The 26,448-nt window shown below is 36.2% G+C and carries 28 protein-coding genes, 1 pseudogene and 1 riboswitch; of the genes and pseudogenes, 21 read left to right on the top strand and 8 right to left on the bottom strand.

Going from position 1 to position 26,448, the window contains the following annotated elements:
* Window positions 1-384: 384 nt before the first annotated feature.
* The 4 genes from LAU42_RS10735 to LAU42_RS10720 all read left to right on the top strand — a co-directional run bounded on the left by LAU42_RS10735 (window position 385) and on the right by LAU42_RS10720 (window position 4,137).
* A complete protein-coding gene (locus tag LAU42_RS10735) occupies window positions 385-999 on the top strand; it encodes a GNAT family N-acetyltransferase (protein WP_224183544.1) in 615 nt (204 codons plus the stop codon).
* 69 nt (window positions 1,000-1,068) lie between these two features.
* Window positions 1,069-2,019, top strand: coding sequence for an LCP family glycopolymer transferase (locus LAU42_RS10730; protein ID WP_224183543.1), 951 nt, complete (start codon window positions 1,069-1,071; stop codon window positions 2,017-2,019).
* A gap of 43 nt (window positions 2,020-2,062) precedes the next feature.
* A complete protein-coding gene (locus tag LAU42_RS10725; protein WP_224183542.1) occupies window positions 2,063-2,557 on the top strand; it encodes a universal stress protein in 495 nt (164 codons plus the stop codon).
* A gap of 314 nt (window positions 2,558-2,871) precedes the next feature.
* Entirely contained in the window at window positions 2,872-4,137 is a 1,266-nt protein-coding gene (locus tag LAU42_RS10720; protein WP_224183541.1) for a pyruvate MFS transporter, read from the top strand.
* 51 nt (window positions 4,138-4,188) lie between these two features.
* On the opposite strand, the gene LAU42_RS10715 is transcribed toward LAU42_RS10720, so the two are convergent.
* Complete coding sequence (locus tag LAU42_RS10715) at window positions 4,189-4,869, bottom strand: hypothetical protein (protein ID WP_224183540.1); 681 nt, start codon at window positions 4,867-4,869, stop codon at window positions 4,189-4,191.
* A 115-nt stretch (window positions 4,870-4,984) separates the two neighbouring features.
* Between LAU42_RS10715 and LAU42_RS10710 the strand changes: the two genes are divergently transcribed.
* The 5 genes from LAU42_RS10710 (at window position 4,985) to deoB (ending at window position 9,738) form a co-directional block, all read left to right on the top strand.
* Window positions 4,985-5,437: a Dps family protein gene (locus tag LAU42_RS10710; protein WP_224183539.1), complete on the top strand. Its 453-nt coding sequence runs from the start codon at window positions 4,985-4,987 to the stop codon at window positions 5,435-5,437.
* A 79-nt stretch (window positions 5,438-5,516) separates the two neighbouring features.
* Window positions 5,517-6,458 (top strand): sugar-binding transcriptional regulator, encoded by a 942-nt coding sequence (locus tag LAU42_RS10705; RefSeq protein WP_224183538.1) that lies wholly within the window; start codon window positions 5,517-5,519, stop codon window positions 6,456-6,458.
* A gap of 80 nt (window positions 6,459-6,538) precedes the next feature.
* Window positions 6,539-7,201, top strand: a complete 663-nt coding sequence (deoC, locus tag LAU42_RS10700; protein WP_224183537.1) for a deoxyribose-phosphate aldolase — start codon at window positions 6,539-6,541, stop codon at window positions 7,199-7,201.
* 52 nt (window positions 7,202-7,253) lie between these two features.
* Window positions 7,254-8,555, top strand: coding sequence for a pyrimidine-nucleoside phosphorylase (locus tag LAU42_RS10695; RefSeq protein WP_224183536.1), 1,302 nt, complete (start codon window positions 7,254-7,256; stop codon window positions 8,553-8,555).
* A 10-nt stretch (window positions 8,556-8,565) separates the two neighbouring features.
* Window positions 8,566-9,738, top strand: coding sequence for a phosphopentomutase (gene deoB, locus LAU42_RS10690; protein WP_224183535.1), 1,173 nt, complete (start codon window positions 8,566-8,568; stop codon window positions 9,736-9,738).
* 38 nt (window positions 9,739-9,776) lie between these two features.
* Here the strand turns inward: deoB and LAU42_RS10685 are convergent, their stop codons facing one another.
* Window positions 9,777-10,052, bottom strand: a complete 276-nt coding sequence (locus LAU42_RS10685) for a hypothetical protein (RefSeq protein ID WP_224183534.1) — start codon at window positions 10,050-10,052, stop codon at window positions 9,777-9,779.
* 155 nt (window positions 10,053-10,207) lie between these two features.
* On the opposite strand from LAU42_RS10685, the gene LAU42_RS10680 reads away from it, so the two are divergent.
* Window positions 10,208-10,774, top strand: a complete 567-nt coding sequence (locus LAU42_RS10680) for a hypothetical protein (RefSeq protein ID WP_224183533.1) — start codon at window positions 10,208-10,210, stop codon at window positions 10,772-10,774.
* Between the two features lie 44 nt (window positions 10,775-10,818).
* Here LAU42_RS10680 and LAU42_RS10675 read toward each other — a convergent pair whose 3' ends face one another.
* The 4 genes and pseudogenes from LAU42_RS10675 to LAU42_RS10660 all read right to left on the bottom strand — a co-directional run.
* Complete coding sequence (locus LAU42_RS10675; RefSeq protein ID WP_224184803.1) at window positions 10,819-11,304, bottom strand: S-ribosylhomocysteine lyase; 486 nt, start codon at window positions 11,302-11,304, stop codon at window positions 10,819-10,821.
* Window positions 11,305-11,316: 12 nt separating this feature from the next.
* Window positions 11,317-12,462 (bottom strand): bifunctional cystathionine gamma-lyase/homocysteine desulfhydrase, encoded by a 1,146-nt coding sequence (locus tag LAU42_RS10670; RefSeq protein ID WP_224184802.1) that lies wholly within the window; start codon window positions 12,460-12,462, stop codon window positions 11,317-11,319.
* A 3-nt stretch (window positions 12,463-12,465) separates the two neighbouring features.
* Window positions 12,466-13,374, bottom strand: a complete 909-nt coding sequence (locus LAU42_RS10665; protein ID WP_420908114.1) for a PLP-dependent cysteine synthase family protein — start codon at window positions 13,372-13,374, stop codon at window positions 12,466-12,468.
* A gap of 132 nt (window positions 13,375-13,506) precedes the next feature.
* A pseudogene (locus tag LAU42_RS10660) lies at window positions 13,507-13,878 on the bottom strand (class I SAM-dependent methyltransferase); the annotation flags it as partial.
* A 236-nt stretch (window positions 13,879-14,114) separates the two neighbouring features.
* Here LAU42_RS10660 and LAU42_RS10655 point away from each other — a divergent pair.
* The 3 genes from LAU42_RS10655 (at window position 14,115) to ldmS (ending at window position 17,250) form a co-directional block, all read left to right on the top strand.
* Window positions 14,115-14,633: a GrpB family protein gene (locus LAU42_RS10655; protein WP_224183532.1), complete on the top strand. Its 519-nt coding sequence runs from the start codon at window positions 14,115-14,117 to the stop codon at window positions 14,631-14,633.
* A 72-nt stretch (window positions 14,634-14,705) separates the two neighbouring features.
* Window positions 14,706-14,803, top strand: a riboswitch (SAM riboswitch).
* A 73-nt stretch (window positions 14,804-14,876) separates the two neighbouring features.
* On the top strand, window positions 14,877-16,073 hold the full coding sequence (locus LAU42_RS10650; protein ID WP_420908089.1) for a M20 family metallopeptidase: 1,197 nt from the start codon (window positions 14,877-14,879) through the stop codon (window positions 16,071-16,073).
* Entirely contained in the window at window positions 16,060-17,250 is a 1,191-nt protein-coding gene (gene ldmS / locus LAU42_RS10645) for an L-aspartate--L-methionine ligase LdmS (protein WP_224183530.1), read from the top strand. The genes LAU42_RS10650 and ldmS overlap by 14 nt, the downstream gene beginning before the upstream one ends.
* An 81-nt stretch (window positions 17,251-17,331) precedes the next feature.
* Here ldmS and coaW read toward each other — a convergent pair whose 3' ends face one another.
* On the bottom strand, window positions 17,332-18,144 hold the full coding sequence (gene coaW / locus LAU42_RS10640) for a type II pantothenate kinase (RefSeq protein WP_224183529.1): 813 nt from the start codon (window positions 18,142-18,144) through the stop codon (window positions 17,332-17,334).
* 137 nt (window positions 18,145-18,281) lie between these two features.
* Here coaW and LAU42_RS10635 point away from each other — a divergent pair, with 137 nt between their 5' ends.
* The 3 genes from LAU42_RS10635 (at window position 18,282) to LAU42_RS10625 (ending at window position 21,443) form a co-directional block, all read left to right on the top strand.
* Entirely contained in the window at window positions 18,282-19,097 is an 816-nt protein-coding gene (locus LAU42_RS10635) for a GNAT family N-acetyltransferase (RefSeq protein WP_224183528.1), read from the top strand.
* An 89-nt stretch (window positions 19,098-19,186) separates the two neighbouring features.
* On the top strand, window positions 19,187-19,708 hold the full coding sequence (rpoE, locus tag LAU42_RS10630; RefSeq protein ID WP_224183527.1) for a DNA-directed RNA polymerase subunit delta: 522 nt from the start codon (window positions 19,187-19,189) through the stop codon (window positions 19,706-19,708).
* Window positions 19,709-19,847: 139 nt separating this feature from the next.
* Window positions 19,848-21,443 carry a CTP synthase gene (locus LAU42_RS10625; protein WP_224183526.1) on the top strand — a complete coding sequence of 532 codons (1,596 nt, stop codon included), beginning with the start codon at window positions 19,848-19,850 and terminating at the stop codon, window positions 21,441-21,443.
* Between the two features lie 45 nt (window positions 21,444-21,488).
* On the opposite strand, the gene LAU42_RS10620 is transcribed toward LAU42_RS10625, so the two are convergent.
* Window positions 21,489-21,989: a DUF2529 domain-containing protein gene (locus tag LAU42_RS10620; RefSeq protein WP_224183525.1), complete on the bottom strand. Its 501-nt coding sequence runs from the start codon at window positions 21,987-21,989 to the stop codon at window positions 21,489-21,491.
* A gap of 57 nt (window positions 21,990-22,046) precedes the next feature.
* On the opposite strand from LAU42_RS10620, the gene LAU42_RS10615 reads away from it, so the two are divergent.
* The 5 genes from LAU42_RS10615 to glpX all read left to right on the top strand — a co-directional run bounded on the left by LAU42_RS10615 (window position 22,047) and on the right by glpX (window position 26,399).
* Window positions 22,047-22,397, top strand: coding sequence for a response regulator (locus LAU42_RS10615; RefSeq protein ID WP_224183524.1), 351 nt, complete (start codon window positions 22,047-22,049; stop codon window positions 22,395-22,397).
* 87 nt (window positions 22,398-22,484) lie between these two features.
* Window positions 22,485-23,342, top strand: a complete 858-nt coding sequence (gene fdaB / locus LAU42_RS10610) for a class IIb fructose-bisphosphate aldolase FdaB (protein ID WP_224183523.1) — start codon at window positions 22,485-22,487, stop codon at window positions 23,340-23,342.
* 190 nt (window positions 23,343-23,532) lie between these two features.
* Complete coding sequence (locus LAU42_RS10605) at window positions 23,533-24,795, top strand: UDP-N-acetylglucosamine 1-carboxyvinyltransferase (protein WP_224183522.1); 1,263 nt, start codon at window positions 23,533-23,535, stop codon at window positions 24,793-24,795.
* A 126-nt stretch (window positions 24,796-24,921) separates the two neighbouring features.
* Window positions 24,922-25,260 (top strand): winged helix-turn-helix transcriptional regulator, encoded by a 339-nt coding sequence (locus tag LAU42_RS10600; protein ID WP_224184800.1) that lies wholly within the window; start codon window positions 24,922-24,924, stop codon window positions 25,258-25,260.
* A 161-nt stretch (window positions 25,261-25,421) separates the two neighbouring features.
* Entirely contained in the window at window positions 25,422-26,399 is a 978-nt protein-coding gene (gene glpX, locus LAU42_RS10595) for a class II fructose-bisphosphatase (protein ID WP_224184799.1), read from the top strand.
* Window positions 26,400-26,448: the final 49 nt, after the last annotated feature.

The following is a 26,448-nucleotide window of genomic DNA, read 5'->3' as shown; positions in this document are numbered from 1 at the left end:
CACTCCTTTTGGATAAATTATAAAATTACTATTCATATTATATTAATTTTAGTGTATTGTGTAAATGAAATTTTTAGTTGAATTCATCATTTTTTTGAAAAGTTATTTACATACAACATTATTTCTAAAATTTTCTAATAAAACATAATTTTATTTATATATTAGATAAAATGAGATAGTTACATTAAAGCTGATATGCCTATCTGAACAATCATAGCAAGATAAACATTTATTTAAGAATAGTAATCGGGGGAATTAGTGAGATTATATATTTATTTAATAGAATGTATCATTATGTAAAGGAGCAAAATTAGATCTTACAGAACTATATTGTAATATAATTTAAAAGATGTGATAAGTTTTACTGAACGGGAGGAATGAACTGTGAAAATTAGTTTTGCATGTTTGGAAGATATTGAAAAAATTTTGATGGTGCAAAATAGAGCATTTGAACATATTAATGATAAAGAAATGCTTGTAACACTTTCAAAAGATGAAATTATGGATAACATTAATGATGAAGTATTGTGTGTTTGCAAAAATGGTGATGAAGTTATTGCATTTCGATCGATGCATATTCCTAAAAAAGATTATTTAGGAAAGTATGTTTCGAATATGAGTGTATCTCAAAAAAATATAATATATTCGGATATATCTATCGTTCATCCGGACTATCGTGGACTAGGGTTACAGAAGAAGATGGGTGAGTGGTTATTTGAACGAATTCCAGAAGGGTACACAATTATTATGGCGACAGTACATCCTGATAACATTGCAAGTATTAAAGATAAATTTCATCATGATATGCATATTATTGCAAAAGATTTTGTATATGGCGATAAAGTCCGTTATATCTTCTTGAAATATCGTGATGAAAGACGGAAATGCGGTGAAGAGATAGCTATCCATGTAGATGATGTTTATAAGATTGAACGATTATTGAATGAAGGATTTATAGCAGTAGATATACGCGATAATTTACTTATTTTTACTAAATAAATTTTGTATAAATAAACCTTTATTAGTATACTTTATATAAAATGAATTAATAAATTATGAGGTGGACTAATGAAAAAGAAGAAAAAGAGACGATTTGGATGTCTAGGTATATTTTTGCTAGTGTTTGTAATTATGTTATTAATTGCAACGTGGTTTGTCGGTGGTTCATATTTAAAGGTGAAACAAACGGCAGATAATATACAGCATAAAATTGATGGCCGTGAAAAATCTGAACTTCGAGGAAATAAAGTCAGCATTGCGAATAAAGATGCAATAAGTGTCGCATTGTTTGGTGTTGATTCTAATAAACAACGTTTAGCAACAGGCGATGCAGGACGAAGTGATTCAATTATATTAATGAGTATTAATCCGAAGACAAATCAGTCTCAAATGTTAAGTATTCCTCGTGATACATACAGTGAAATGGTTGGTAAAGGTACAAATGAAAAAATCGCTCACGCATACGCGTATGGTGGGGCTAAGATGGCAATCGATTCTGTTGAGAAACTTATGAATGTTCCAATAGATTATTATGCAACGATTAATATGGATGGTATGCACGAAATGGTCGATGAAGTTGGGGGCATAGATGTTGTGAGCAACGCTACATTTACATCGAACGGTAATCGTTTTGTAAAAGGTCAGGAATCACATCTGAATGGTGACCAGGCAATGTCATTTATTAGAAGTCGTAAAGAAGATGGTGCAGGCGGAGACTTTGGTCGTCAGGAACGTCAACAAATTGTAATTCAGGCATTGGCAACAAAAGTATTAAGTGTTGATTCTGTAACGAAGTTAGACAGCATCTTAAAAAATGTTGAAGGCAACGTTGTAACGGATTTATCATTTGATGATCTAAAAGGACTCGCAACTGGATATAATGGTGCAGTACGTAATGTGAAGAAAGTACAACTTCAAGGTGAAGGATCAATTCTTGAAGATGGATTATGGTATTTCCTGCCGAATGAAACGATTAAAGCAGATGCGCGTGATCATTACATGAAAAACTTAGGCTTATAATTATTAAAGTGGTATAATAAATATAAGGATAGGAGGGAGTACATTGAATTACAATACAATATTAATCCCGTTAGACGGCTCTAAAGTAAGTGAATATGCATTCGAAAAAGGCATTGGTGTAGCTTTACGAAATGAAGCAAAACTCGTTCTTGTACACATTGTGGATATTAGAACGTATGCAAATGTTGAAGCTTTAGGAGGTTCAATATCTGAGAATGCACATCAATATGCATTAGAATTGTTAGAAGGATATAAGGCAATTGCAGCTTCACACGGCGTTAAAGATGTTGAAATTGTTGTTGAGCACGGATCAGCAAAAAATATTATACCGAAGCAGATTGCTGTAAAGTATAATGCGGATTTAATTATGTGTGGTTCAAGTGGCTATAATGCGCTTGAGAGATTTGTAATGGGTAGTGTATCTGATGCAATTGTAAGGTATGCGAAGTGCGACGTTCTTGTTGTAAGAACAGAGCAAGTCCCTGAAGACTATGAACTGAATGAATATACAAAACACTTTAGAGAAAAACTGATTTAATTTAAACATTTAATAATTGCCCGAATGATATTGAAAGTAAGGAATCTTCAAAATCATTCGGTTTTTTGTTTCAACTCATGATAAACAATGTGAAATGTTTTTCAATATACACTAATAATATATTGGCTGTTATGTAGAAGAGGAATTCAATTTAAATAATTGAAAAAGATAATATGAGCATGCTTGTTATATAACAAATTTACAGAATTATTATTAAAATTTCACAAAGTCATTGTAATCGATTACATGATGTGTTATTTTTAATCTAGTCAATTGGTCATATGATGACCGTATTATTTAATGAGGTGAAAATAATGAATCAAAAAGCTACGAAAATTAGATGGATGTTTGCATTAATGTTCTTCTTAATTGGAGTTATCGCGTATATGGATAGAGCGAATATTTCTTATATCGCACAGCCAATGATGGAAGACTTAAATATGAATAAAACACAGTTTGGTATGCTCGCATCTATGTTTGCGGCAGGTTATGCGTTAATGCAAGTGCCGGCAGGAATTATGGCAGAAAAGTTTGGTCCTAAGAAAATGTTAACATTCGCACTCGTATGGTGGAGTGCATTTACAATCTTAACAGGTGTTGTAAGAAATCACGGGTTACTTTATGCGATGCGTTTCCTATTCGGTGTTGGGGAAGGGCCGATGTATCCTTCTAATGCTGTGTTTAATACATACTGGTTTGCAAAAAGTGAAAAAGGTCGCGCATCTAGTGCGTTATTAGCAGGTTCATACTTCGGACCAGTTATTGCACCATTTGTAACCATTGCAATTTATCAGGCATTCGGATGGGAAGCAGTATTCTTTATTTTCGGTGCGATTGGTATTGTAATTGCAGCACTATGGCTAATCATTGCTAAAGATTTACCGGAACATCATAAGATGGTAAATGAAGCGGAAAAAGCTTATATCATGGCGAATCGTGATGTTGTTCAAACAGATAAGAAATCTGCACCGTGGGGTTTATTCTTTAAACGTTTCAGTTTCTTTGCAATTGCAGGACAATACTTTGTTGTTCAGTTCGTAATTACATTATTCTTAATCTGGTTACCGACATATTTACAGGAAGAATATCATGTCGTATTAAAAGATATGAAATTTTTAGCAGCAGCACCTTGGTTAATCATGTTTATATTAATTATGGCAGGTGGATCAATTTCTGACGCTATTATTTCAAAAGGTTATTCTAGATTTAAAGCAAGAGCACTTATTGCAATCTTCGGATTTATCGTGTTCGCAGTATCGTTATTCTTATCAGTACAGACAAATGATATGACAATGAACTTAATCTACTTATCATTATGTCTTGGTGGTGTAGGATTATCGATGGGTATGAGCTGGGCATCAGCAACTGACTTAGGTCGTAACTTCTCAGGAACAGTTTCAGGATGGATGAACTTATGGGGTAATATCGGCGCATTTATTAGTCCGATGCTAGGTGGATACTTAGTACAGCATTACGGTTGGGATACAACATTCTACTTAATGATAATCCCGGCAGTTGGTGCTATTGTATTATGGTTCTTCGTACAACCAGATAAACCATTATTATCAGATGAAGGATAATAGAGAAGGATAGAGACAATTTGTCTCTATCCTTTATTTGTATCTTAATGTTTATATTAGCTTTCTCACAGTAATTTGATACATAACGTTTATTGCAATCGCACAACCGGCAATTGTACTCAGTGCAAAGTGTTGTGGAATACCAGTTGCATAACTATATATCGTTACAAGAAGCATTGCTGCCGGTAATACGATATTCGTAAGTTTAAAAGCATTATATAACCCGGTAAATATAGTGATCATTTCTTCTTTATTTAATGAATCAATTAGTTTATCATCAAAGTCTGATTCAAAGTTTTGTGGTAGATCGCGCTCAGGATAAAGTTTATTAATCATCTTATAACCGTAGTAACGCATTACAATCGCGATGATAAGCGTCATAATACTTACAATTCCTAAACTGATTGGCGCGTCATTTAAACTCACAAGTAATATTGAACCTAATGCAAAGTAAAAAGAGATAATTAAAAAGATATTCATTTCAGAAAACTTCTTAAAACTTGCGCGGTCCTGCTCGTAATGTTCTAGATCAGGATCATTATCGACTTTGTATGCAAGCTTACTGAAAAAATATGCAAGTAATGCAGCTAATAATGCACATATGCATAAAACAATGATAAAAGGGGTAGAAGTAAGTGTATCGATAATTAAAACTTTCCAGTAATCGATTGTTAAAATTAAAGACAAGAAAATGAAACAGATGATAATTGGTAATAAATATTTTTTTAACATAGGCGCCTCCTTTTTAATAGTATACCCATAATTAATAAAATAAGACATAACTCTTGATTAATTAGAATAATTCTAATATAATAATTAATATAAATAAGGAAGAGGAGAGATTCATATGGCTAAGAAATCAAATGACAACAAAGTAGTTGCAGCATTAAACCAGCAAGTTGCTAACTGGACGGTATTATTTACAAAACTACATAACTATCACTGGTATGTAAAAGGACCTCACTTCTTCAGTTTACATGAGAAGTTTGAAGCGTTTTATAATGAAGCAAGTACATATATCGATGAACTTGCGGAGCGCATTCTTGCAATTCAAGGTAATCCGATTGCAACACTGAAGGAATCACTTGAACTATCAGTAGTTAAAGAAGCGAAAAAAGATTTAACGGCTGAAGATATGGTTAAAGATTTATCGAAAGACTTCGATAAGATTATTAAACAATTAGAAGAAGGTAAGGCAGCAGCAGAATCGGCAGATGATGAAATGACTGCAGATATGTTCTTAGGAATGATCACTAGCCTTGAAAAACATAACTGGATGCTAAAATCATTCTTGAAATAATAATATATTTACACTCCAAATGATTTGGAGTGTATTTTTTTGTATTTTTATATAAAATTGAAGCGTAGGGGTGAAGAGAATGGAAGATAAAGTTGAAGACAAAACTAAACAATGTATAAAAATTGCGAAAATGTATTATGAAGAAGATTTAGGTCAAAAAGAAATTGCAGATGAGTTGAATATTTCAAGACCAACTGTTTCAAGGCAACTGCAATATGCAAGAGAGATGGGTATTGTAGAGGTGACAATTCATGATCCTTATGATAAAAGTGAAGAACTTGTACGTTTAATTAAAGAAAAGTATGGTTTGAAAGATGTGATCATTAAAGAAGTAACGAGTGATCGATATGAGGCTGTAATTAAGGCGATTTCTGAAAGCGCAGCAGAATATTTAGCACGTACTGTTAAAAACAATGATGTTGTCGGTGTGAGCTGGGGGAAGACGATGTATCATGTTGCAGAACAAATGCCCCAAACGAATTTGCATGGGGTTGAGACGATTCAACTTAAAGGTGGAATTTCTTATTCAAATGTTGCAACAAATTCTCATGAGACGTTATCATTGTTCGCACAAAGTTTTAATTCCATTCCGCGCGATTTACCGGTTCCGGTAATTTTTGATAATAAAGAAGTGAAGAAACTTGTTAGTGCAGACCGTCATATTAAAGGCATACTCAACATGGCACCGAAATGTAATGTAGCTATCTATACAACAGGTACAGTAAGAGATGAAGCATTGTTATTCAAGCTTGGTTTCTTTAACAAAGATGAAATGAAACGATTAAAGATGAATGCTGTAGGAGATATTTGCTCAAGGTTTTACAATGAAAAAGGTAAAACTGCAGATGCATTTGTTGATGACAGAACGATGGGTGTAACACTAAGCACATTACGTAAGATTCCAACAAGCATACTTGTTGCAGGTGGACAGCATAAAGTTGAAGCAATTCGTGGTGCTTTAAATGGAAAAATTCCTAACGTATTAATTACAGATAGTATAACGGCAAAGCAATTAATATAACTTGAACAAAAGTTCATATATCATTTTTACTTTTGTTCATTATCTGTTATAATGAAGATGAAATTAAAGGAGGATGAATCGTGAACTTAGCAAAGTATATTGATCATACAGCATTAAAGCCTGAAACGACGAAAGCACAAATTGAACAACTTGCACACGAAGCACGCGAATATGGATTTATGAGTGTTTGTGTAAATCCTACGCATGTTGCATACGCAAAATCATTATTAGAAGGAACGGATGTATTAGTATGTACAGTTATCGGTTTCCCGTTAGGTGCGAATACACCTGCTGTGAAAGCATTTGAGACGAAAGATGCAATTGCAAATGGTGCCGGTGAAGTTGATATGGTGATTAACGTAGGTGCACTTAAAGATAAGAACTATGATTTGGTAGCTGAAGATATTAAAGCGGTAGTTGATGCTGCAGGTGATGTTACGACAAAGGTAATTATCGAAACAGCTTTATTAACAGAAGAAGAGAAAGTAAAAGCATGTGAGATTGCACAAGCACAAGGTGCGGATTTCGTGAAGACATCTACTGGTTTCTCAACTGGTGGTGCAACGAAAGAGGATATAGCATTAATGCGTAAAACAGTTGGTACGGTTATGGGTGTAAAAGCTTCAGGTGGTGTACGTTCTTATGAGGACGTTATGAAGATGATTGAGGCAGGTGCAACACGTATCGGTGCAAGTGCTGGCGTACAAATTTTAAAAGGTGAAGAAGCTAAAGGGGATTATTAATTCCCTTTCCCTTATAAAGTTGAAGCAAGCGTTTACAAAGGAGGAAAAGATAATGAGAATGGTAGACATTATTACGAAGAAACGAGATGGACACGCGCTTACGAAAGAAGAAATCGAGTTTTTCATCAAAGGTTATACGAATGGTGATATTCCGGATTACCAAGCATCAAGTTTAGCGATGGCGATTTTCTTCCAGGATATGAATGATGAAGAGCGTGCAAACTTAACGATGGCAATGGTTGAAAGTGGTGATCAAATTGACTTATCAGCAATTAAAGGGATTAAAGTTGATAAACACTCAACAGGTGGTGTAGGTGATACGACAACTTTAGTGCTTGGACCTTTAGTTGCAGCGCTGGATATTCCAGTTGCGAAGATGAGCGGGCGTGGCCTGGGTCATACAGGTGGTACGATTGATAAGTTAGAAGCGGTGGAAGGTTTCCATGTAGAAATTTCAGAAGATGATTTTGTGAAAATTGTAAACGAAGATAAACTTGCTGTTATCGGACAGACAGGGAACTTAACACCTGCTGATAAGAAACTTTATGCATTACGTGACGTGACAGGAACAGTAAATAGTATACCTCTTATTGCATCAAGTATTATGAGTAAAAAGATTGCAGCTGGTGCAGATGCGATTGTACTTGATGTTAAAACAGGTGCGGGTGCATTTATGAAAACAGATAAAGATGCAGAAATGTTAGCAACTGCAATGGTTAAAATCGGTAATAATGTTGGACGTAATACGATGGCGATTATTTCTGATATGAGTCAACCATTAGGATATGCGATTGGTAATGCGCTAGAAGTGAAAGAGGCAATCGAAACTTTACGTGGAGAAGGTCCTGAAGATTTAACGGAGCTTGTTTTAACGTTAGGTAGCCAGATGGTCGTGCTTGCAGGTAAATCAAACACACTTGAAGATGCACGTGCACAGTTACAAGAAGTAATTAACAACGGTAAAGCGCTGGAGAAATTTAAAACATTTCTTAAAAACCAAGGTGGAGACCCATCAGTAGTTGATGATGTAACGAAATTACCACAAGCGAAATATATCATTGAAGTACCAGCGAAACGCACAGGTGTAGTAAGCAAGATCGTTGCTGATGAAGTAGGTATTGCTTCTATGCTGCTTGGAGCAGGCCGTGCGACAAAAGAAGATACGATTGATCTTGCAGTAGGATTAATGTTACGCAAGAAAGTTGGCGACGAAGTTGAGGAAGGCGAATCACTTGTAACAATTTATGCAAACCGTGATAATGTAGAGGATGTAATGAACAAAATCTATGACAATATTGAAATCTCTGACCACGCAGAAGCGCCAGTGTTAATTCATAAAGTCATAACTGAATAGGAGAGATATTATGACATTTAAAAGAGTTCATCTCATCGTAATGGATTCTGTTGGGATTGGTGAAGCACCAGATGCAGAGAAGTTTGGTGATACTGGAAGCCATACTTTAAAACATACACTAGAAGGATATGAAGGGAAATTACCGAACTTAGAAAAGTTAGGATTAGGTAATATCGCACAGCTTCCAGTCGTTAATGAAGTCGACAAACCAGAAGCATACTATACGAAATTATCAGAAGCATCTGTCGGAAAAGATACGATGACAGGCCACTGGGAGATTATGGGTCTGAATATCGATCAGCCATTCAAAGTATATCCGGATGGGTTCCCTGATGAACTCGTAACAGCTATTGAAGAGATGACAGGCCGTAAAGTTGTCGCGAATAAGCCGGCTTCAGGAACAGCGATTATTGATGAGTGGGGCGAACACCAAATGAAAACAGGTGACTTAATCATCTATACTTCTGCTGACCCAGTACTGCAAATTGCAGCACATGAAGAGATTATCCCACTTGAGGAACTTTATGAAATTTGTGAGAAAGTTCGTGAGTATACGAAAGATCCGAAGTATTTAATCGGACGTATTATCGCAAGACCATACGTAGGTGAACCTGGTAACTTCACAAGAACTTCTAACCGTCATGACTATGCATTAAAACCATTCGGACGTACAGTGATGAATGCGTTACAGGATGCAGGGCGAGATGTTATTGCAATCGGTAAGATTAATGACATTTATGATGGAGAAGGTGTGACGAAGTCAATCCGTACAAAAGATAATATGGATGGTATGGATAAATTAATGGACGTTGTGAAATCTGATTTTGATGGTATCAGCTTCCTGAATTTAGTAGACTTTGATGCGTTGTATGGACATCGACGTGATAAAGAAGGTTATATGAATGCGATTAAAGCATTCGATGACAGACTTGGTGAATTATTAGAAGCATTAAGAGAAGATGATTTACTCATAATTACAGCTGACCATGGTAACGATCCTACAATGCCTGGAACAGACCATACGCGAGAATATGTACCATTATTAATGTACAGCAAACACTTTGATGGTGGTCGTGAATTAGAATCGCATACGACATTCGCTTCAATTGGCGCGACAATTGCAGATAACTTTGGTGTTGAAATGCCAGAGTTTGGAAAGAGTTATTTAAGTGAATTGAAATAATAATAAAAGGGATTCGACTGTATATAGTTGAATCCCTTTTAATTTGCAACCTGACGCTCTATAGCACGTAATGTATGGAAAAAGTCTATGATTTCATCGTAGTTTGATAAATGGTTGCGATAACATAATTCGATATAACTGATAGCGAGCGAAAGTTTGTCAGGTAAATAATACTTTTGTTTGAGTTGTATACTGAAGTGTTTATATTCAAAGAAATGTTCATTGGCATGGGCATTAAACTTATTGTACAGTTCAATCGCATCTTCTAAGCCGTATGAAAGTATTAAGTTGATACGTTCTTTTTCTGTAAACATATTATCATCTCCAATTACGACTATAATACCCATTAATTATTGATAGAATATTAATTTAAAGTAAAAATTATAAAGAATATGATATATATTATAAAAATGCATTACTTCGCGTTTTTATGGGTATAAAGAAATAAAAGTATAAAGGGGTAATATGTATGAAATGTAAACAAACAATCGGTGCGCTCGTATTTGTAGGTGTAACGAGTGCGTTCTATTATTATTTAACGAGAAATCAAGGTGAACAAATGAAACATAAATTAAGTTCGAATGTAGAGGTTAAGCAGAAGTTCTCTATTCCTGATAATTTTGAGAATGAAGCATTTATGATGCCGCATTTTATGATAAAAAATTTAAATGTTTCACATCATGACAATGGTGTCACTTTTAAACTGGATTATAAGATTGATCGCGTACTTTATGATTATTTAATGCATCATACACCACATTACAGATTCAGATTTACTTTACCTCAAGAATTGAAATCATTGTTTGAAGGTAACGGTACTGAGCGTGTGCTAGGAGAACTTGTGTATGGTACAGGTGAGAAGTCGGATTATACGGTTTCGTTTAATTTTATAAAGCGTAAAGATACAGAAATCGATAAAATTAATGCGATTAATGAGATGTCAGGTCCATATCATTTAGATATTGTAGATGAGAAGTTAAATGTATTGAATGTATTTGAAGATGTATATGGTGCAGCGAATATGATGAGATTCTAAAAACCACTAACAGTGCATACTGTTAGTGGTTTTTCTTTGTTATATTAAGCTTCAGGTGCTTTTCCTTCCTGGAATATAACATCCCAGTGCTCTTTTTTAGATAACATCTCTTCTGCAAGTGCTTGTGCACCTTCTAATGAATGACTTGCTGCCCAGCCGCACTGTACTTCATTACAAGCAGGTACTTCTTTAGCAGCTATAACATCGTTTAAAGTTTTCTCTAATATAGAAAGCACATCTTCATAGTCATCGTGATTAATAAGTGATATATAAAAACCTGTCTGGCATCCCATAGGAGAGATATCAACAACTTTATCCGTATGGTTACGAATATTCTCAGCCATGAGGTGTTCAAGTGAATGTAGTGCCGGCATTTCCATATGTGCTTTGTTCGGTTGTTTAAAGCGAATGTCATACTTATGGATAACATCGCCTTTAATACCTTCTTTAATTCCGGCTAAACGTACGAATGGTGCATCTACGATTGTGTGATCTAAGTTAAAACTTTCAACGTTCATTTTATTAGTCATCATGTACACTCCTTAGTTTAATTGTTTAAATGCTTGTGATAAATCTTCAATTAAGTCTTCGCTATCTTCTATTCCTACTGAAATTCTTACTAAACCATCTGTAATACCAAGTTCAAGACGACGTTCTCTCGGAATCGAAGCGTGTGTCATCTGACTCGGTACAGAGATTAAACTTTCAACAGCACCGAGTGATTCAGCTAACGTAAAGTACTTTGTAGCTTTTACTAAGTTTTCTGCGTTTTCTTTAGACCCTACATCGAATGAAATCATACCACCGTATCCTGAACTTTGTGATTCGTGGATTTGTTTAGATTTTTTGTCTAGTAAAGAAGGGTGGAAAATATTCGTTACAACGCGCTGTTCTTTTAAGAAGTTTAAAATCTTTAATGTTGTTTTTTCAGTTTGTTCCATACGAATCGCTAATGTTTTAATACCACGTACAAGTAGGAAACTATCTTGTGGTCCTAATACGCCACCTACAGAGTTCTGAATAAACCCAACTGCTTCAGATAATTCAGGTGTGCGTGTTACAACAAGACCTGCTACAACGTCACTATGACCACCGATATATTTCGTTGCAGAGTGTAATACGATGTCTGCCCCAAGTTCTAATGGATTCTGGTAATACGGTGTCATAAATGTATTATCTACGACAGAAATTAAATTGTGAGCTTTAGAAATCTCTACCATTTTACGAATGTCTGTAACGTTTAATAATGGATTTGTTGGTGTTTCGATATATAACATTTTTGTGTTGTCTGTAATCGCCGCTTCAACAGCATCTAAGTCAGTCGTATCAACAAATGTTGATTGTATACCGATGCGTTCGAATACTTTTGTGAATACACGGTATGTACCACCATAAACGTCGCTACCGACAACGATATGATCTCCTGCATTTAATAACATAACAACTGAAGAAACAGCTGCCATACCTGAACCAAATGCAAATCCTGCATCACCGGATTCTAAATCTCTGATTAATGACTCTAATGCAGTACGCGTAGGGTTTGCCGAACGTGAATATTCATACCCTTGACGCATATTACCGATGCCATCCTGTTTATATGTACTAGTCTGATAAATTGGTGGATTCACAGCACCAGTATATTCATCGATTGTATTACCACCATGAATCATCATTGTTTTCTTTTGCATCATTTATTCTCCTTTAATATTGAATATTTGTTTTGATAAGTAACGTTCTGCTGCATCCGGGAAGATGACGACGATATTGCTGTTTGTCATTGATTCCTGTACTTTTAACACAGCGTGTAATGCAGCACCGCTCGATGAACCTATAAGTAAAGATTCTTTTTGAGCTAGTTCTGTTACGCGTGTAAATGCATCGATATCTGAAATTGTTTCGATTTTATTGATTAAATCTTTTTCAAGGAATGGTGGCCATTTTTCAACACCGATACCTTCTGTGCGATGACTGCCTGCAGCACCACCATTTAGTATTGAGCCTTCAGGTTCTACAATGACACGATAACTTTCTTTGAAGTGTTGTGCAAGTCCTGTGAACGTGCCGCCACTTCCAGCACCGGCAACGATAACATCCACTTGTCCAACGTCTCTTTTAATTTCATCAGCGAGTGCATTATAGCTTGCTGGATTATCGAATGCTTCGAACTGATTCGTATAGAATGCACCTGTCTCCTGTGCGAAATTTAAAGCTTGTTCTCTCGCATACAGCATACCATGTTCTGTCGGAGTGTTAATAATTTCTGCACCGAGCGCGCGCATAATGCTCTGTTTTTCTACGCTGAATTTTTCTGGTACATAAACGCGTAATTTTAAGTTATATTTTTGGCATGCCAGTGCTAACCCGATACCTGTATTACCTGCAGTTGCTTCTACGACAGTGTTCGTTTTAATTTCACCACGAAGCAATGCCTGTTCAATGATGTTCATACCGAGACGATCTTTAACTGAACCACCTAAATTATAAAATTCAAGTTTTGCAAATAAGCGATTACCATTATTTAATGGAAAGTTTTTCAGCTCTACTAATGGCGTATTGCCGATTAAGTCGAGTGGTGTTTTTATTTTCTTCTTCGTTAATATTTGTAAATGAGCGAAACGATTGAGCTGCGTTGATTGATAATCAAAACCTAATGTATCAGCAATTTTCTGCATCGTTTCCTTTAATGGATAATACTCTCTGTTTAAATCATCTACTAGATTGTTATAACCGAGTTCGTGATAATACGATTTAATTTGTTCTTTCTCCTCTAAATCGTTAAACATCGTATCTAATATAATGATATTCCCATCTTCATGAAGTAAATCCTTATACTTACGTATAGCATCCATCTTTTCTTCATCTGTTAAGTGATGAAATGCAAATGATGAAATGAAAGTGTCTGTTTCACGGGCGTTAAAGTTTAAAAAATCACCACGTTCAAAAGATATACCCGTCTTCTCTTCGCCAAGTTTTGCCATATCCTCACTCGGTTCAACTGCTTGTACATCAGCGCCACGTTTAAGTAAGAAATTTGTCATATTGCCGGTACCCGGACCGAATTCGGTAACGCGATGCCCTGCATGTTTTGTTGCTTGTTCAATCATAAAATCATAGTTTGCGAATACGTCTTTATACTCAGGATTACGACCTGTTACGGCATCATCATAATTTGATGCCCAATCTTTAAATATATCCATAAAAGGTAAGCTCATCAATTACACCTCTAATTATAATTAATCATATCTGTTAACTCGGAATTAATAATAGCATGAAAATGAAAAATGCTCAACACTATAGTTTGTGAAAGTGTAAACAAAGTAGTATAATAAATTTATAATATTTGGAAATAGGTGATGGAATGAAGCAAGTGATGATTGTTCCTTATGATAGTATTTGGCAGCATCTGTATATAGGTGAACAGTTACGTCTGAAACAAGTTGTTCATTCGACATGTAATATATATCATATCGGCTCTACCGCGATACCTGGCATGGATGCACGTGCTACAGTTGATATTGCGTTAGAAGGACATATTGATTGTGAAACATTGGAATCACTCGGCTATGAATTGATATGTAAACAGGCAGAACATACATTGTATGCAACGCATGATCATAAATTTCATTTATTCGTTTATGAACCGAATAATGAAGAACTTCAAAGAAGGTTGAAGCTAAGAGACTACTTCAGAGCGTATGCAAGTGAAAGAGAACGCTATAGTCAATTTAAAGTAGATTTGGCGAAAGTTTATCCATTCGATTTCTCTTCATATAAAAAAGCGAGAGACATATTTTTAACTGTGATTGAAGAAAAAGCGATGCAATGGGATGGTTTGCATTCGATAAAAAAGTACGGCTAATTTTTCAGAAATTATTGTCATTTCATTGACAATAATACTTTAAAGCTCTAATATAATGATTAACAATTAAAACACTTATCAAGACGGACGGAGGGAACAGGCCCATTGATGTCCAGCAACCTGCGTTATGTAAGGTGCTAAATCCTGCAGCATAAGCTGGCAGATAAGATTAAAAGACATCCTTATCTGAGGATGTCTTTTTTGTTAAGTGAATTTAATTGGAATCAATTAAATTGAGGTGTAATGTCAATGAACGAACAAAGCGTATTAAACTACATTGAACATAATAAGGAAGCATTTATTAATATAAGTCATCAGATTCACGATAGACCAGAACTAGGGAATGAAGAATACTTTGCATCAAGTTTATTGAGTAAAGCTTTATATGATGAAGGTTTTACGATAGAACGAGATATTGCCGGTCATGAAACGGGATTTATAGCAACGTTTGAAAGTGAACTGGACGGTCCGGTTATCGCTTTTCTTGCAGAATATGATGCGTTGCCTGGAATCGGTCATGCGTGTGGACATAATATTATCGGTACAGCGAGTGTTCTGGCAGGTATTAGTTTACGCACGTATGTTGAAACGCACGGTGGAGCTATAAAAGTGTTTGGAACACCTGCTGAAGAAGGCGGCGTTAACGGAAGTGCGAAAGCTTCTTACGTGAAAGCAGGACTGTTTTCTGATTGTGATGTAGCACTTATGATACATCCAGGCCATGAATCATATAGAACAGTACCTACACTTGCTGTAGATGTCTTTGAAGTAGAGTTTTTCGGTAAGACTGCGCATGCATCAGAAAATGCGCATAATGGTGTGAACGCATTAGATGCAATGATTAGTTTCTTCAATGGTATAGCACAGCTCAGACAACATATTCGTAAATCGGATAAAGTGCACGGTGTCATACTGGATGGTGGAAAAAGTGCGAATATTATTCCGGATTATACGAAAGCAAGATTTTATACACGTGCAACGACACGTAAAGCGCTGGATGCATTAACATATAAAGTGGAGCGTGTTGCAGAAGGTGCTGCTATTACTGCAGGTGCAACATATGCGCTGAATCATATTCAAAATGGTGTAAATGAGTTTATTCCTAATGATTTGCTGGATGATTTGTTTGAGCGTCATGCACGTAAACATAACGAAATCATTTTACACGATGATTTTGGTTTCGGATCTACGGATACAGGGAATGTAAGTCACATTATCCCTACAATTCATCCTCACATTAAAATTGGTCCATCCAACCTTGTTGGGCACACTGTCGAATTTAAAGATGCTGCAAGAAGTGCGCACGGGGATCACGCGTTAATACAAGGCGCGAAAATAATGGCGACGATGGCGATTGAATTAATTGATAATCCGGATGAATTACAGGCGATTAAAAATCTACATTCAGTATTAAAGGGGAAAATTTATGAGCACGAATAAATTACACATACCATTTACGATGCACGACTTATATGGTGATAATGTATTGTATTCTTCACGACCGAGTTACGGCTTTAATCCATGGTTACAGCCGGAGGAACATCAATCTAATTTACTGAGCGCAAGAGAACTCATCATCGCAAACATGCCAGTAATCGTTCATAAAGCAACTGTTACTGAAAAGATTCAGAAACTATTAGAATTAAAGGGTGTTCGTATGCCAGAACAGTTTGTCACATATGAAACGCGCAGCGAATATGAAAATATTATAAAGGCATATGCGAAGCAGGGGAAAATCTTTTTTCAGTATGCACATGAAGAAGGCTTTGTGCATGATGATGATTATGTAGTACGTAGAGATATATTTTTGAATCTTAATAATAAATCGATTATTGAAACATGGACGAATGGTGCGTATTTACCGAAACGAGAAATCGTAAAATATACAGATTTTGAACAACGTGTGCGTGAATGGACGCTGCCTTTTGTAGTGAAACCAGGAGATGAACATCCGACTGCTGGAGGCTACGGGGTGATGCTTTGCTATACAGATGAAGATGTAGAACAGGCAGTTCGTCGTGTGCATGAAGCGACAGATACTGACCAACTTATTATTGAGCAGTTTATTGAACCTGTTAAGAATTACTGCGTTCAGTATGCTTACAGTGAAGCACGTGGCATTACATTTTTAGGGGCATCCATTCAGAATGTAGAGAGGTATGGTAAGTATTGCGGCAATACGACAGATCGCAATATTCCTGAAGCGGTCATTGAAGCAGGGAGAAAGATAATGCAAAATGGCGTTGACGCAGGTTATGTTGGGATCGCAGGGTTTGATATATTAGTTGATAAGGATGATCGATTATTTGCGATTGATTTGAACTTCAGGCAGAACGGTTCAAGTGCACTGCTACTACTGGATGATTTGCTGGAAGGTGAGTATAAGAAGTTTTTAGCCTATTATTCAAATGGTGATAATCAGCAGTTTTATGAGACGATTTTAGAGGAAGTAAAACATGGCAACTTATTTCCGTTAGCATATTACGACGGTGATTATAAATCAGAAAATGCATTTCCGTCTCGATTTATATGCATCTGGCATGGTGATGAAGCGATGATTGAGCAAAAATCGAAGGACTTTGAAAAAAGGCTTACAGGAGAAGTTCATGCAGAATAAAAAGAGTAGGGCAAGTGTAGTGCGTATGACATTTATTCCGATGCATCAAAATCATAAAGAAATAACGCTGCATATGCAGCGTTATTTTTCTTCCATAAGACGTAATGTTCCGACTGCCCCTGAATATTCTCCGTTTTCAATGAAGTACGGTTTAAAGTTTCTAAGCTTCGTATAATTTACAACGATATCCTGTAATAATTTATTTTCCAGGAAACTTGAACCGATATATACAACGTACTCCGCTCCGAATTCTCTCGCTGCATGAATGGATACAGTCGTTACAGTTTCTCCTACAATTCCTAATACGGAAGCGATTTTATCAGCATCAGTAAACTGTTCTGTATCTTTATTATGGAGTACATTTCCGAAGTTTGCAGCAGTAAGCTCTCCTGGTATTGGTGTTTTATCTCCTTTATAAATATGTTTTACTTTTAAGTCGATAATGTCACGATTTCCTTCAAGAGCCTTTTCAGTAATCGTGTGGAAGTCTGAAATTCCTGTAAGTAAATAACTTAACCCAAGAATCATACCACCACCGGCACCAGTACCACCTGCACGAATTTGAGATTGTCCGTCAACGAAGTGAATAGAAGTACCTGTACCAACGTTACTGAAAACAAATTTATTTAGATGAATATCTTTTTCGTCTAAAAATGACTGTATACCTCTGAACGTAGCATCAAATTCAATAGATTGAAATGCATCCTGTGGAATTAAACTATTCAAATATGTTGCTTTACCACCCGTTAAAGCTACGGTAGCATCCGGAACAGTTTTTAGCCACTGTGCTACTTTTTCGATATCTGTAGATTTTTCCTTTCTGAATGTAAAAGTATCGTTTTCGTAGCTCGCAATCTTAATAAGTGTGCCACCTGCATCGATTCCAATTTTCATAACTAACCTCGCAATTTTTTATTTTAATAGTAACATACGAACAATTGAAATTATAAAAAAATAAAATTTAATGCTCAAAAGTGCATGAAAGTGGGTAAAGTATATTTAAATAAATTGAATTACTTGGAGGCAACATAATGGAGTTCATAGGTTCTAAAATCAAGATTGTACAATATAAAGCAGACTACCGAGAGGCATTAGAGCAGTTTGAATTAACAGAACGTCAGATGATTTATTCATCACTACCGAAAGAAGTTCTGGACGAAGGGTTGATGGACCCGAACCGCAGACCGTGTGTCGTATTAAACCATGACGATGAAGTGGTCGGTTTCTTCGTACTGCATCAGCATTATCAGCATGACGGATATGATACACCGATTAATGCGGTATATGTCCGCAGTTTATCGATTAATAATAAATTACAAGGGCATGGTTACGGAACGGAAATCATGATGAATATTCCTGAATTTGTTCAAAGTGTTTTCCCTGACTTTGACCATTTATTCCTTGTCGTAGACGCTGAGAATCAGGCAGCATGGAACTTATATGAACGCGCAGGTTTCTTGCATTTAGCAACAAATCCGGAAGGGCCGATTGGTAAAGAGCGTTTATATTATTTAGACCTGGATGCAGACTATGTATCGAAGTTACGTCTGATTAAAGATGAGGATAACATTCGTCTTGAGAAAGACGGCAAGTATGTTGGTGTTATTGAATACGAAATAAAAGATAAAACAGCAAATATAACAGCCTTTAAGATTGAAGAAGATAAAGAAATTATTAAGCAGAATGTTTTAAGACAGATTGCTACATTTATGCGTCGTAATTTTGAAGATGTTGAACAGATTGTAGTAGATGCGTCAAATGATGACATTAATCTTTATCTGAATAATAACTTTGTAGCAATGGATGCTGAAAATGAACATATTTTAACAAAGTTAATTAAATATTAACAGAGAAAATTCGAAAATTTATTGCGCTTTTTAGAATTAATTTGTTATGATGTAGTATAAACACTTAAAGTTCTGAAAGGACGAATATAATGAAAATCTCTGAATTTACTAAAGAAATGATGGACGAAAATTCTTTTATCGATTTAGCGTACATGGCATTAAGCGAAAAAGGAAAAGAAGTAAACTTATATGATTTAATCGATGAATTTAAAACAATTGGTGGTTACTCTGATGAAGAAGTTGAAACACGTGTTGTTCAGTTCTATACAGATTTAAACACTGATGGCCGATTTTTATCAACTGGAGAATATATGTGGGGATTACGCGACTGGTACTCTGTAGATGATATCGAAGAGAAAATCGCACCGACAGTTCAGAAATTTGATATTCTTGATGAAGAAGATGAAGATTCTCCGAAGATTGCATTATTAGGTGAAGATGAAGTAGAAGATGAATTAGACTTAATGGCGTCTGAAGAAGATGAAGAAAATGTCGATTCAGAAGATGAAGAAGTAGAAGATGAACTGGAAGAAGCCGGTTTAGTCGTTGAAGAAGATGAAGAATTTGAAAATGAAGACGACGATTACGAAGACGACGAAGAGGAAGTATAATCATAGTTGACAAATCACTCAAAAATGATTATTATTTTACTTGGGCTCCTTAATTTAAGGACGAACGTATAAACTATACGCTCCCATTGTACATTATGTGCATGGGAGCGTTTTTTATTATTTATTTCAGGAGGTAAACATGACAAAGTTTATATTTGTAACAGGTGGCGTAGTTTCATCATTAGGTAAAGGGATTACAGCAGCAAGTTTAGGTCGTTTATTAAAAAATAGAGGTTTAAATGTAACAATTCAGAAGTTCGATCCATATTTAAACGTAGATCCAGGAACGATGAGTCCGTATCAGCATGGAGAAGTATTCGTAACGGATGATGGGGCAGAAACGGACTTAGACTTAGGACATTACGAGCGCTTTATTGATATTAATTTAAATCAATATTCTAATGTTACAGCTGGTCGTGTATACTCTCACGTTTTAAAGAAAGAGCGTCGTGGTGACTATTTAGGTGGGACTGTTCAAGTTATCCCGCATATTACGAACGAAATTAAATCACGTTTACTGCTTGCAGGAGAATCTACGAAAGCAGACGTTGTTATTACTGAAATTGGTGGAACGACTGGGGATATCGAGTCATTACCATTTATCGAGTCTATTAGACAAATTAAAAGTGACTTAGGTCGCGATAATGTCATGTATATTCACTGTACATTATTACCGTATATTAAAGCAGCAGGAGAAATGAAGACGAAACCTACACAGCATAGTGTTAAAGAACTTCGCGGACTAGGAATTCAGCCGGACATGATTGTTGTTCGTACTGAATATGAAATGACTGAAGATTTACGTGATAAAATTGCATTATTCTGTGATATTGATAAGAAGTCTGTTATTGAATGTCGTGATGCAGATACGCTATATCAAATTCCGGTTGCATTACAAGCTCAGCATATGGATGATTTAGTAATTGAACGTTTAGGATTAGAAGCGGATAGAGAAGCTGACTTAACTGAATGGAATCAATTACTTGATACTGTCCGTAATTTACAAGGTTCAGTGAAAATCGCTTTAGTTGGGAAATACGTTGCACTTCAGGATGCATATCTTTCAGTTGCTGAAGCGTTAAAACATGCGGGATATGAATTTGGAAAAGACATCGAAATCGATTGGATTAACTCTGAAGATTTAGACGTAACAAACTATAAAGAGCGTTTACAGGATGCTGATGGTATATTAGTACCAGGTGGATTTGGTGAACGTGGTATTGAAGGTAAAATTCTTGCAACGCAATACGCGCGTGAAAACAACGTACCTTTCCTAGGTATTTGTTTAGGAATGCAACTGGCAACAGTTGAGTTCGCACGTAATGTTGTAGGACTTAAAGGCGCGCACTCTGCAGAACTTGATCCAAATACACCGTATCCGGTTATCGCATTATTACCAGATCAAAAAGATGTCGTTGATCTAGGCGGCACTTTACGTTTAGGTTTATATCCATGTGAACTTAAAGAAGGTACAAAAGCGCATGCAGCATATGGAGCGACACATGTGGATGAGCGTCACCGTCACCGTTATGAGTTTAATAATGAGTTCCGTGAGCGCTTAGAAGAAAAAGGATTAGTGTTCTCAGGTTTATCTCCGGATGGACGATTGGTAGAAATCGTTGAAATTCCTGAACATAAATGGTTCGTAGCATGTCAATTCCATCCAGAATTTTTATCACGCCCAATGAAGCCTCAGAAGTTATTCAGAGGATTTATTGAAGCAGCAATTCAATAAGAAGTGTAGTAAAACGCCCGAACAGTTTTCTGTTCGGGCGTTTACTTATGCTTCCTCTTCAACTAACATTTCGTACATTACATTATAAATACCGTAATAAATATAGTTCATCGCCATCATATGCGGCGTAATTATTCGGCTGAAGTTTTCAGTTGGTACGAGCGCGCGCGGTGTACTTAAATCGATAAAATTCATAACATCTATACGTTCATCTTTATTACAAATAAGAACGAAATCGATATCTTTGTCCTTCAGCATCGTAATAAATTCATGACAATCTTCATCATAATTGTCACTCATCACTAAAATGCGGTCCGTCTGATCGATTAATGATTCAGTAATAAATTTTTCTGAGTCGAATAATTTTTCTTTACTTTCTACAGCAAAGTCTTCGAAATGTTTCAGGTCGCCAAATCCTTTAACGTATATTTTTCCTTGACCAACAACAGCTTGTGCCAGCAATCGTGCTGCAATATCGATTTCTACTTCTTGCGCTTCTATTTTTTTAAAGATACCATTAAGTTGTGTATTAAAAATTTTAAACATACAAACCCTACTTTCAAGTAATGATTGACTCTATCATAACATATTAGGAGAAATGTAATGAAAATACTTATCGTTGATGACGAAATGAACATCAGGTTACTACTTAAAGAAATATTAGTGATGAATAATGTGGATTCAGATGAAGCAGAGCACGGAAAAATGGGATTAGAAAAAGTCATGCAGCAACATTATGACATGATATTTCTTGACCGACGTATGCCGATTATGTCCGGAGATGAGACGCTCGTTGAAATGAGAAAACATACAGATGTTCCGATTTATTTAATTTCTGCTTTCCAGACGGATGAGCAAATTGCTGAGTTAAAACAGAATGGTGCAACAGGAATATTAATGAAACCGTTTACTATTGAGGAAGTCACAAATATTGTGCAAAAATACACAAAGTAGCTACCTTTATAAATGCAAATATGGAAGGATAGTGCTATACTAAAGTTATAAAATTAGTGCATAAAGCACACAAGGAGGATATTATCCATGCCATTAGTTTCAATGAAAGAAATGTTAATCAAAGCTAAAGAAGGTGGTTACGCAGTTGGTCAATACAACCTTAACAACCTTGAATTCACTCAAGCAATTTTAAGTGCTTCACAAGAAGAAAACGCACCAGTTATTTTAGGTGTATCTGAAGGTGCAGCGAAATATATGGGTGGTTTCTACACGGTAGTTAAGATGGTTGAAGGTTTAATGCACGATATGAACATCACTGTTCCAGTTGCAATTCATTTAGACCACGGTTCAAGCTTTGAAAGCTGTAAAGCAGCAATCGATGCTGGATTCACTTCAGTAATGATCGATGCTTCTCATCATCCGTTTGAAGAAAACGTTGAAATCACTAAGAAAGTTGTAGAATATGCACATTCTAAAGGTGTTTCTGTTGAAGCGGAATTAGGACGTGTTGGTGGTCAGGAAGACGACGTAGTATCTGACGGAGTTGTATATGCTGACGCTAAAGAATGTCAGGAATTAGTTGAGAAAACTGGTATTGACTGTTTAGCACCTGCATTAGGTTCAGTTCACGGTCCTTACAAAGGTGAGCCAAACTTAGGATTCAAAGAAATGGAAGAAATCGGTAACGCTACTGGATTACCATTAGTATTACACGGTGGAACTGGTATCCCAACGAAAGATATCGAGCGTTCAATTTCTTTAGGAACTGCTAAAATCAACGTAAATACTGAAAACCAAATTGCATCAGCTAAAGCTGTTCGTGATACATTAAACAACGATGCTGACGTATATGATCCACGTAAATATTTAGGACCTGCACGTGAAGCGATTAAAGCTACAGTTATCGGTAAAATTAAAGAATTCGGTACTTCAAACAAAGCTTAATTTATATTTGTTCAAAAGCATTCTGACAGTTGTCAGAATGCTTTTTTCTTGACTTTTTTGTACAGTAAATTTATATTAAATTTCTATGCCTTTACTTTGCATACAAATGTTAAATTAGTTTATAATAGTAGAAAATAATCAAGTAATTATAAATATAAAATATGTGATTACAATTAAAGGAGTCCCGATTATGTCACAGGAAGTAATTAAAATCAGAGGCGGTAATACATTACGCGGTTCTGTTCAGATAAGTGGTGCAAAAAACAGTGCAGTTGCACTTATTCCAGCTACATTAATGGCTAACGATATTGTGAAATTAGAAGGATTACCTGAAATCTCAGATGTTGTCACTTTAATGAGCTTATTAGAAGATTTAAATATTAAAACAGATTTACAAGGGGATTGTTTAACAATTAACCCTTCAAATGCTGTCAATATGCCATTACCGAATCATAAAGTGCAATCGTTACGTGCTTCGTATTATATGATGGGTGCGATGCTAGGAAAGTTTAAGAAATGTGTTATCGGTTTACCAGGTGGTTGTCCACTTGGACCACGTCCGATTGATCAGCATATTAAAGGATTCGAAGCACTCGGTGCAACGATTACAAATGAGGAAGGTGGTATGTACCTTGAAGCGAAAGAACTTAAAGGTGCTAAAATCTTCATGGATGTTGTATCAGTAGGTGCAACAATTAATATTATGCTGGCTGCTTCTATGGCAAAAGGTAAGACGGTTATCGAAAACGCAGCAAAAGAACCTGAAATTGTTGACGTTGCGACGTTACTGAACAATATGGGTGCTAAAATTCGTGGTGCAGGAACAGATACGTTAAAAATTGAAGGTGTTGAAACGTTAAGCGGCACGACGCATACTATTATTCCGGATAGAATTGAAGCTGGGACATATATGTGTGCTGCAGCGATGATGGGTGAAGAAGTTCTTGTTGAAAATATCATCCCTTTACATATGGAACCACTGACAGCGAAATTAAGAGAAATGGGTGTCTCTGTTGAAATTGGTGAAGACTCTGCGCTAATTAAGAAACCGGATACGTATAAGCCGGTTACGATTACGACGAATGTTTACCCTGGATTTGCAACGGATTTACAACAACCGTTTACACCACTATTGTTCAGATCTGAAGGTCAAAGTATTATTACTGATACGATTTATCCGGCACGTTTTAAACATGTGGATGAGCTTGTAAGAATGAATGGCCAAATTTCAGAATCATCAGGTACTGCAAAAGTAAACCAATCACAGCTTACAGGTGCAGAAGTAGCGGCGAGCGATTTACGTGCCGGTGCATGTTTAGTTATTGCAGGATTATATGCAGAAGGTGTTACAACGGTTTATAACGTACGCCATATCGACAGAGGATACAGTGGTATCGTTGAGAAACTGAAACGATTAGGTGCCGATATTTGGCGTGAAACGATTGAAGATTAAGGCGGTCGAATGACCGTCTTTATTTTGGTTGAGTAGTATAAAAAGTATATTGTAGTATACAATGATAATTATTATATTTGATATAATAATTATATCGTGTTATAATTTATGGAAAGAGGTGATAGTATGGAAGTATGTCCTTATTTAGAAGAGACTTTTAAAATCCTTGGTAGAAGTTGGAACGGCTTGTTAATCAATTATTTATCACGATCAGAAAATTATGCAGCGCATTTTTCGGATATAAAGCGTGATTTAAAGTCTATAACTCCTAGAGCGTTAAGTTTGAAACTAACAGAACTTTCGGAGTGGGGGCTTGTAGAGAAGAAAGTAATCTCGACTACACCGCTTTCGATTAAGTATGTATTAACAGCTAAAGGTGTTGCACTATCTGAGGCGATGCACCCAATCGAAGCGTGGGCGCAGGAACATCTTGAACTAGAAGATAGTAATCGCAGTGAAGCATAAACAAATACTTTTGACCGGGCGTTTGAGGTGATAATAATCCAAATGTCCGGTCTTTTTATATATTCATTCAGCAGCTTGTATTATTTTAAAAACTAATAGTATGTAGATTGATAAATTATGTTATACTAATTAAGAAAATTAATGGTGATAGGAGAATGATGATGGAACGTAGTTTATCGATGGAATTAGTCAGAGTAACTGAAGCAGCTGCATTAAAGAGTGCCCGTTGGGTAGGTAAAGGTCTTAAAAATGAAGCAGATGATGCTGCGACTACGGCAATGCGTCAAGTGTTTGACACAATCCCGATGGACGGGGTCGTTGTAATCGGTGAAGGTGAAATGGACGAGGCGCCTATGCTTTATATCGGTGAAGAGCTTGGTACGAAAGAAGGTCCGGCAATTGATATCGCAGTTGATCCGTTAGAAGGTACGACACTTGTTGCTGAAGGTAGCTGGAATGCGATGACTGTTCTTGCAGTAGGCGACCGCGGTACGTTATTACATGCGCCTGATATGTACATGGAAAAGATTGCTGTAGGTCCAGAATGTAAAGGCGTTGTTGATATTTCTAAATCAGTGACGGAAAACTTACACGCAGTTGCTAAAGCAAAAGGTAAAGATATTACTGAAGTTACTGCAACATTGTTAAACCGTAAACGTCATGAAGGTATCATTCAGGAAATCCGTGAAGCAGGTGCGCGTATTAAGTTGATTGAACACGGTGATGTTGCCGCAGCAATTAATACGGCATTCGACTTTACAGGTGTTGATATTTTATTTGGTTCAGGTGGTGCGCCTGAAGGTGTTATCGCAGCTGTAGGGATTAAAGCGTTAGGTGGAGACTTCCAAGGTATATTATTGCCGGAAGATGCACAACAGGAAGAGCGTTGCCGTGCGATGGGTATTGAACCGAATACTGTATTAAAATTGGATGATATGGTAAAAGGTGATGACGCTATCTTTGCTGCAACAGCTGTAACGGATGGTGAGCTAATGAAAGGTGTTCAGTTCAAAGGTGGATTTGCTGAAACATACTCACTCGTTATGCGTGCAAAATCAGGAACTGTACGTTTCATCCAGGGCCGCCATAGTTTAGAGAAAAAACCAGGACTTGTGATTCAGGATATGGATACAATTTAAATGATGGGCTGGGAATATTTTTCCCGGCCGCTTTTTTATATGTAATATA

The organism is Macrococcus armenti, assembly GCF_020097135.1.
GTDB classification, from domain to species: Bacteria; Bacillota; Bacilli; order Staphylococcales; family Staphylococcaceae; genus Macrococcoides; species Macrococcoides armenti.
Note: the sequence above shows the minus strand (reverse complement) of the source record. Positions and strands in the feature narration are given on the sequence as shown.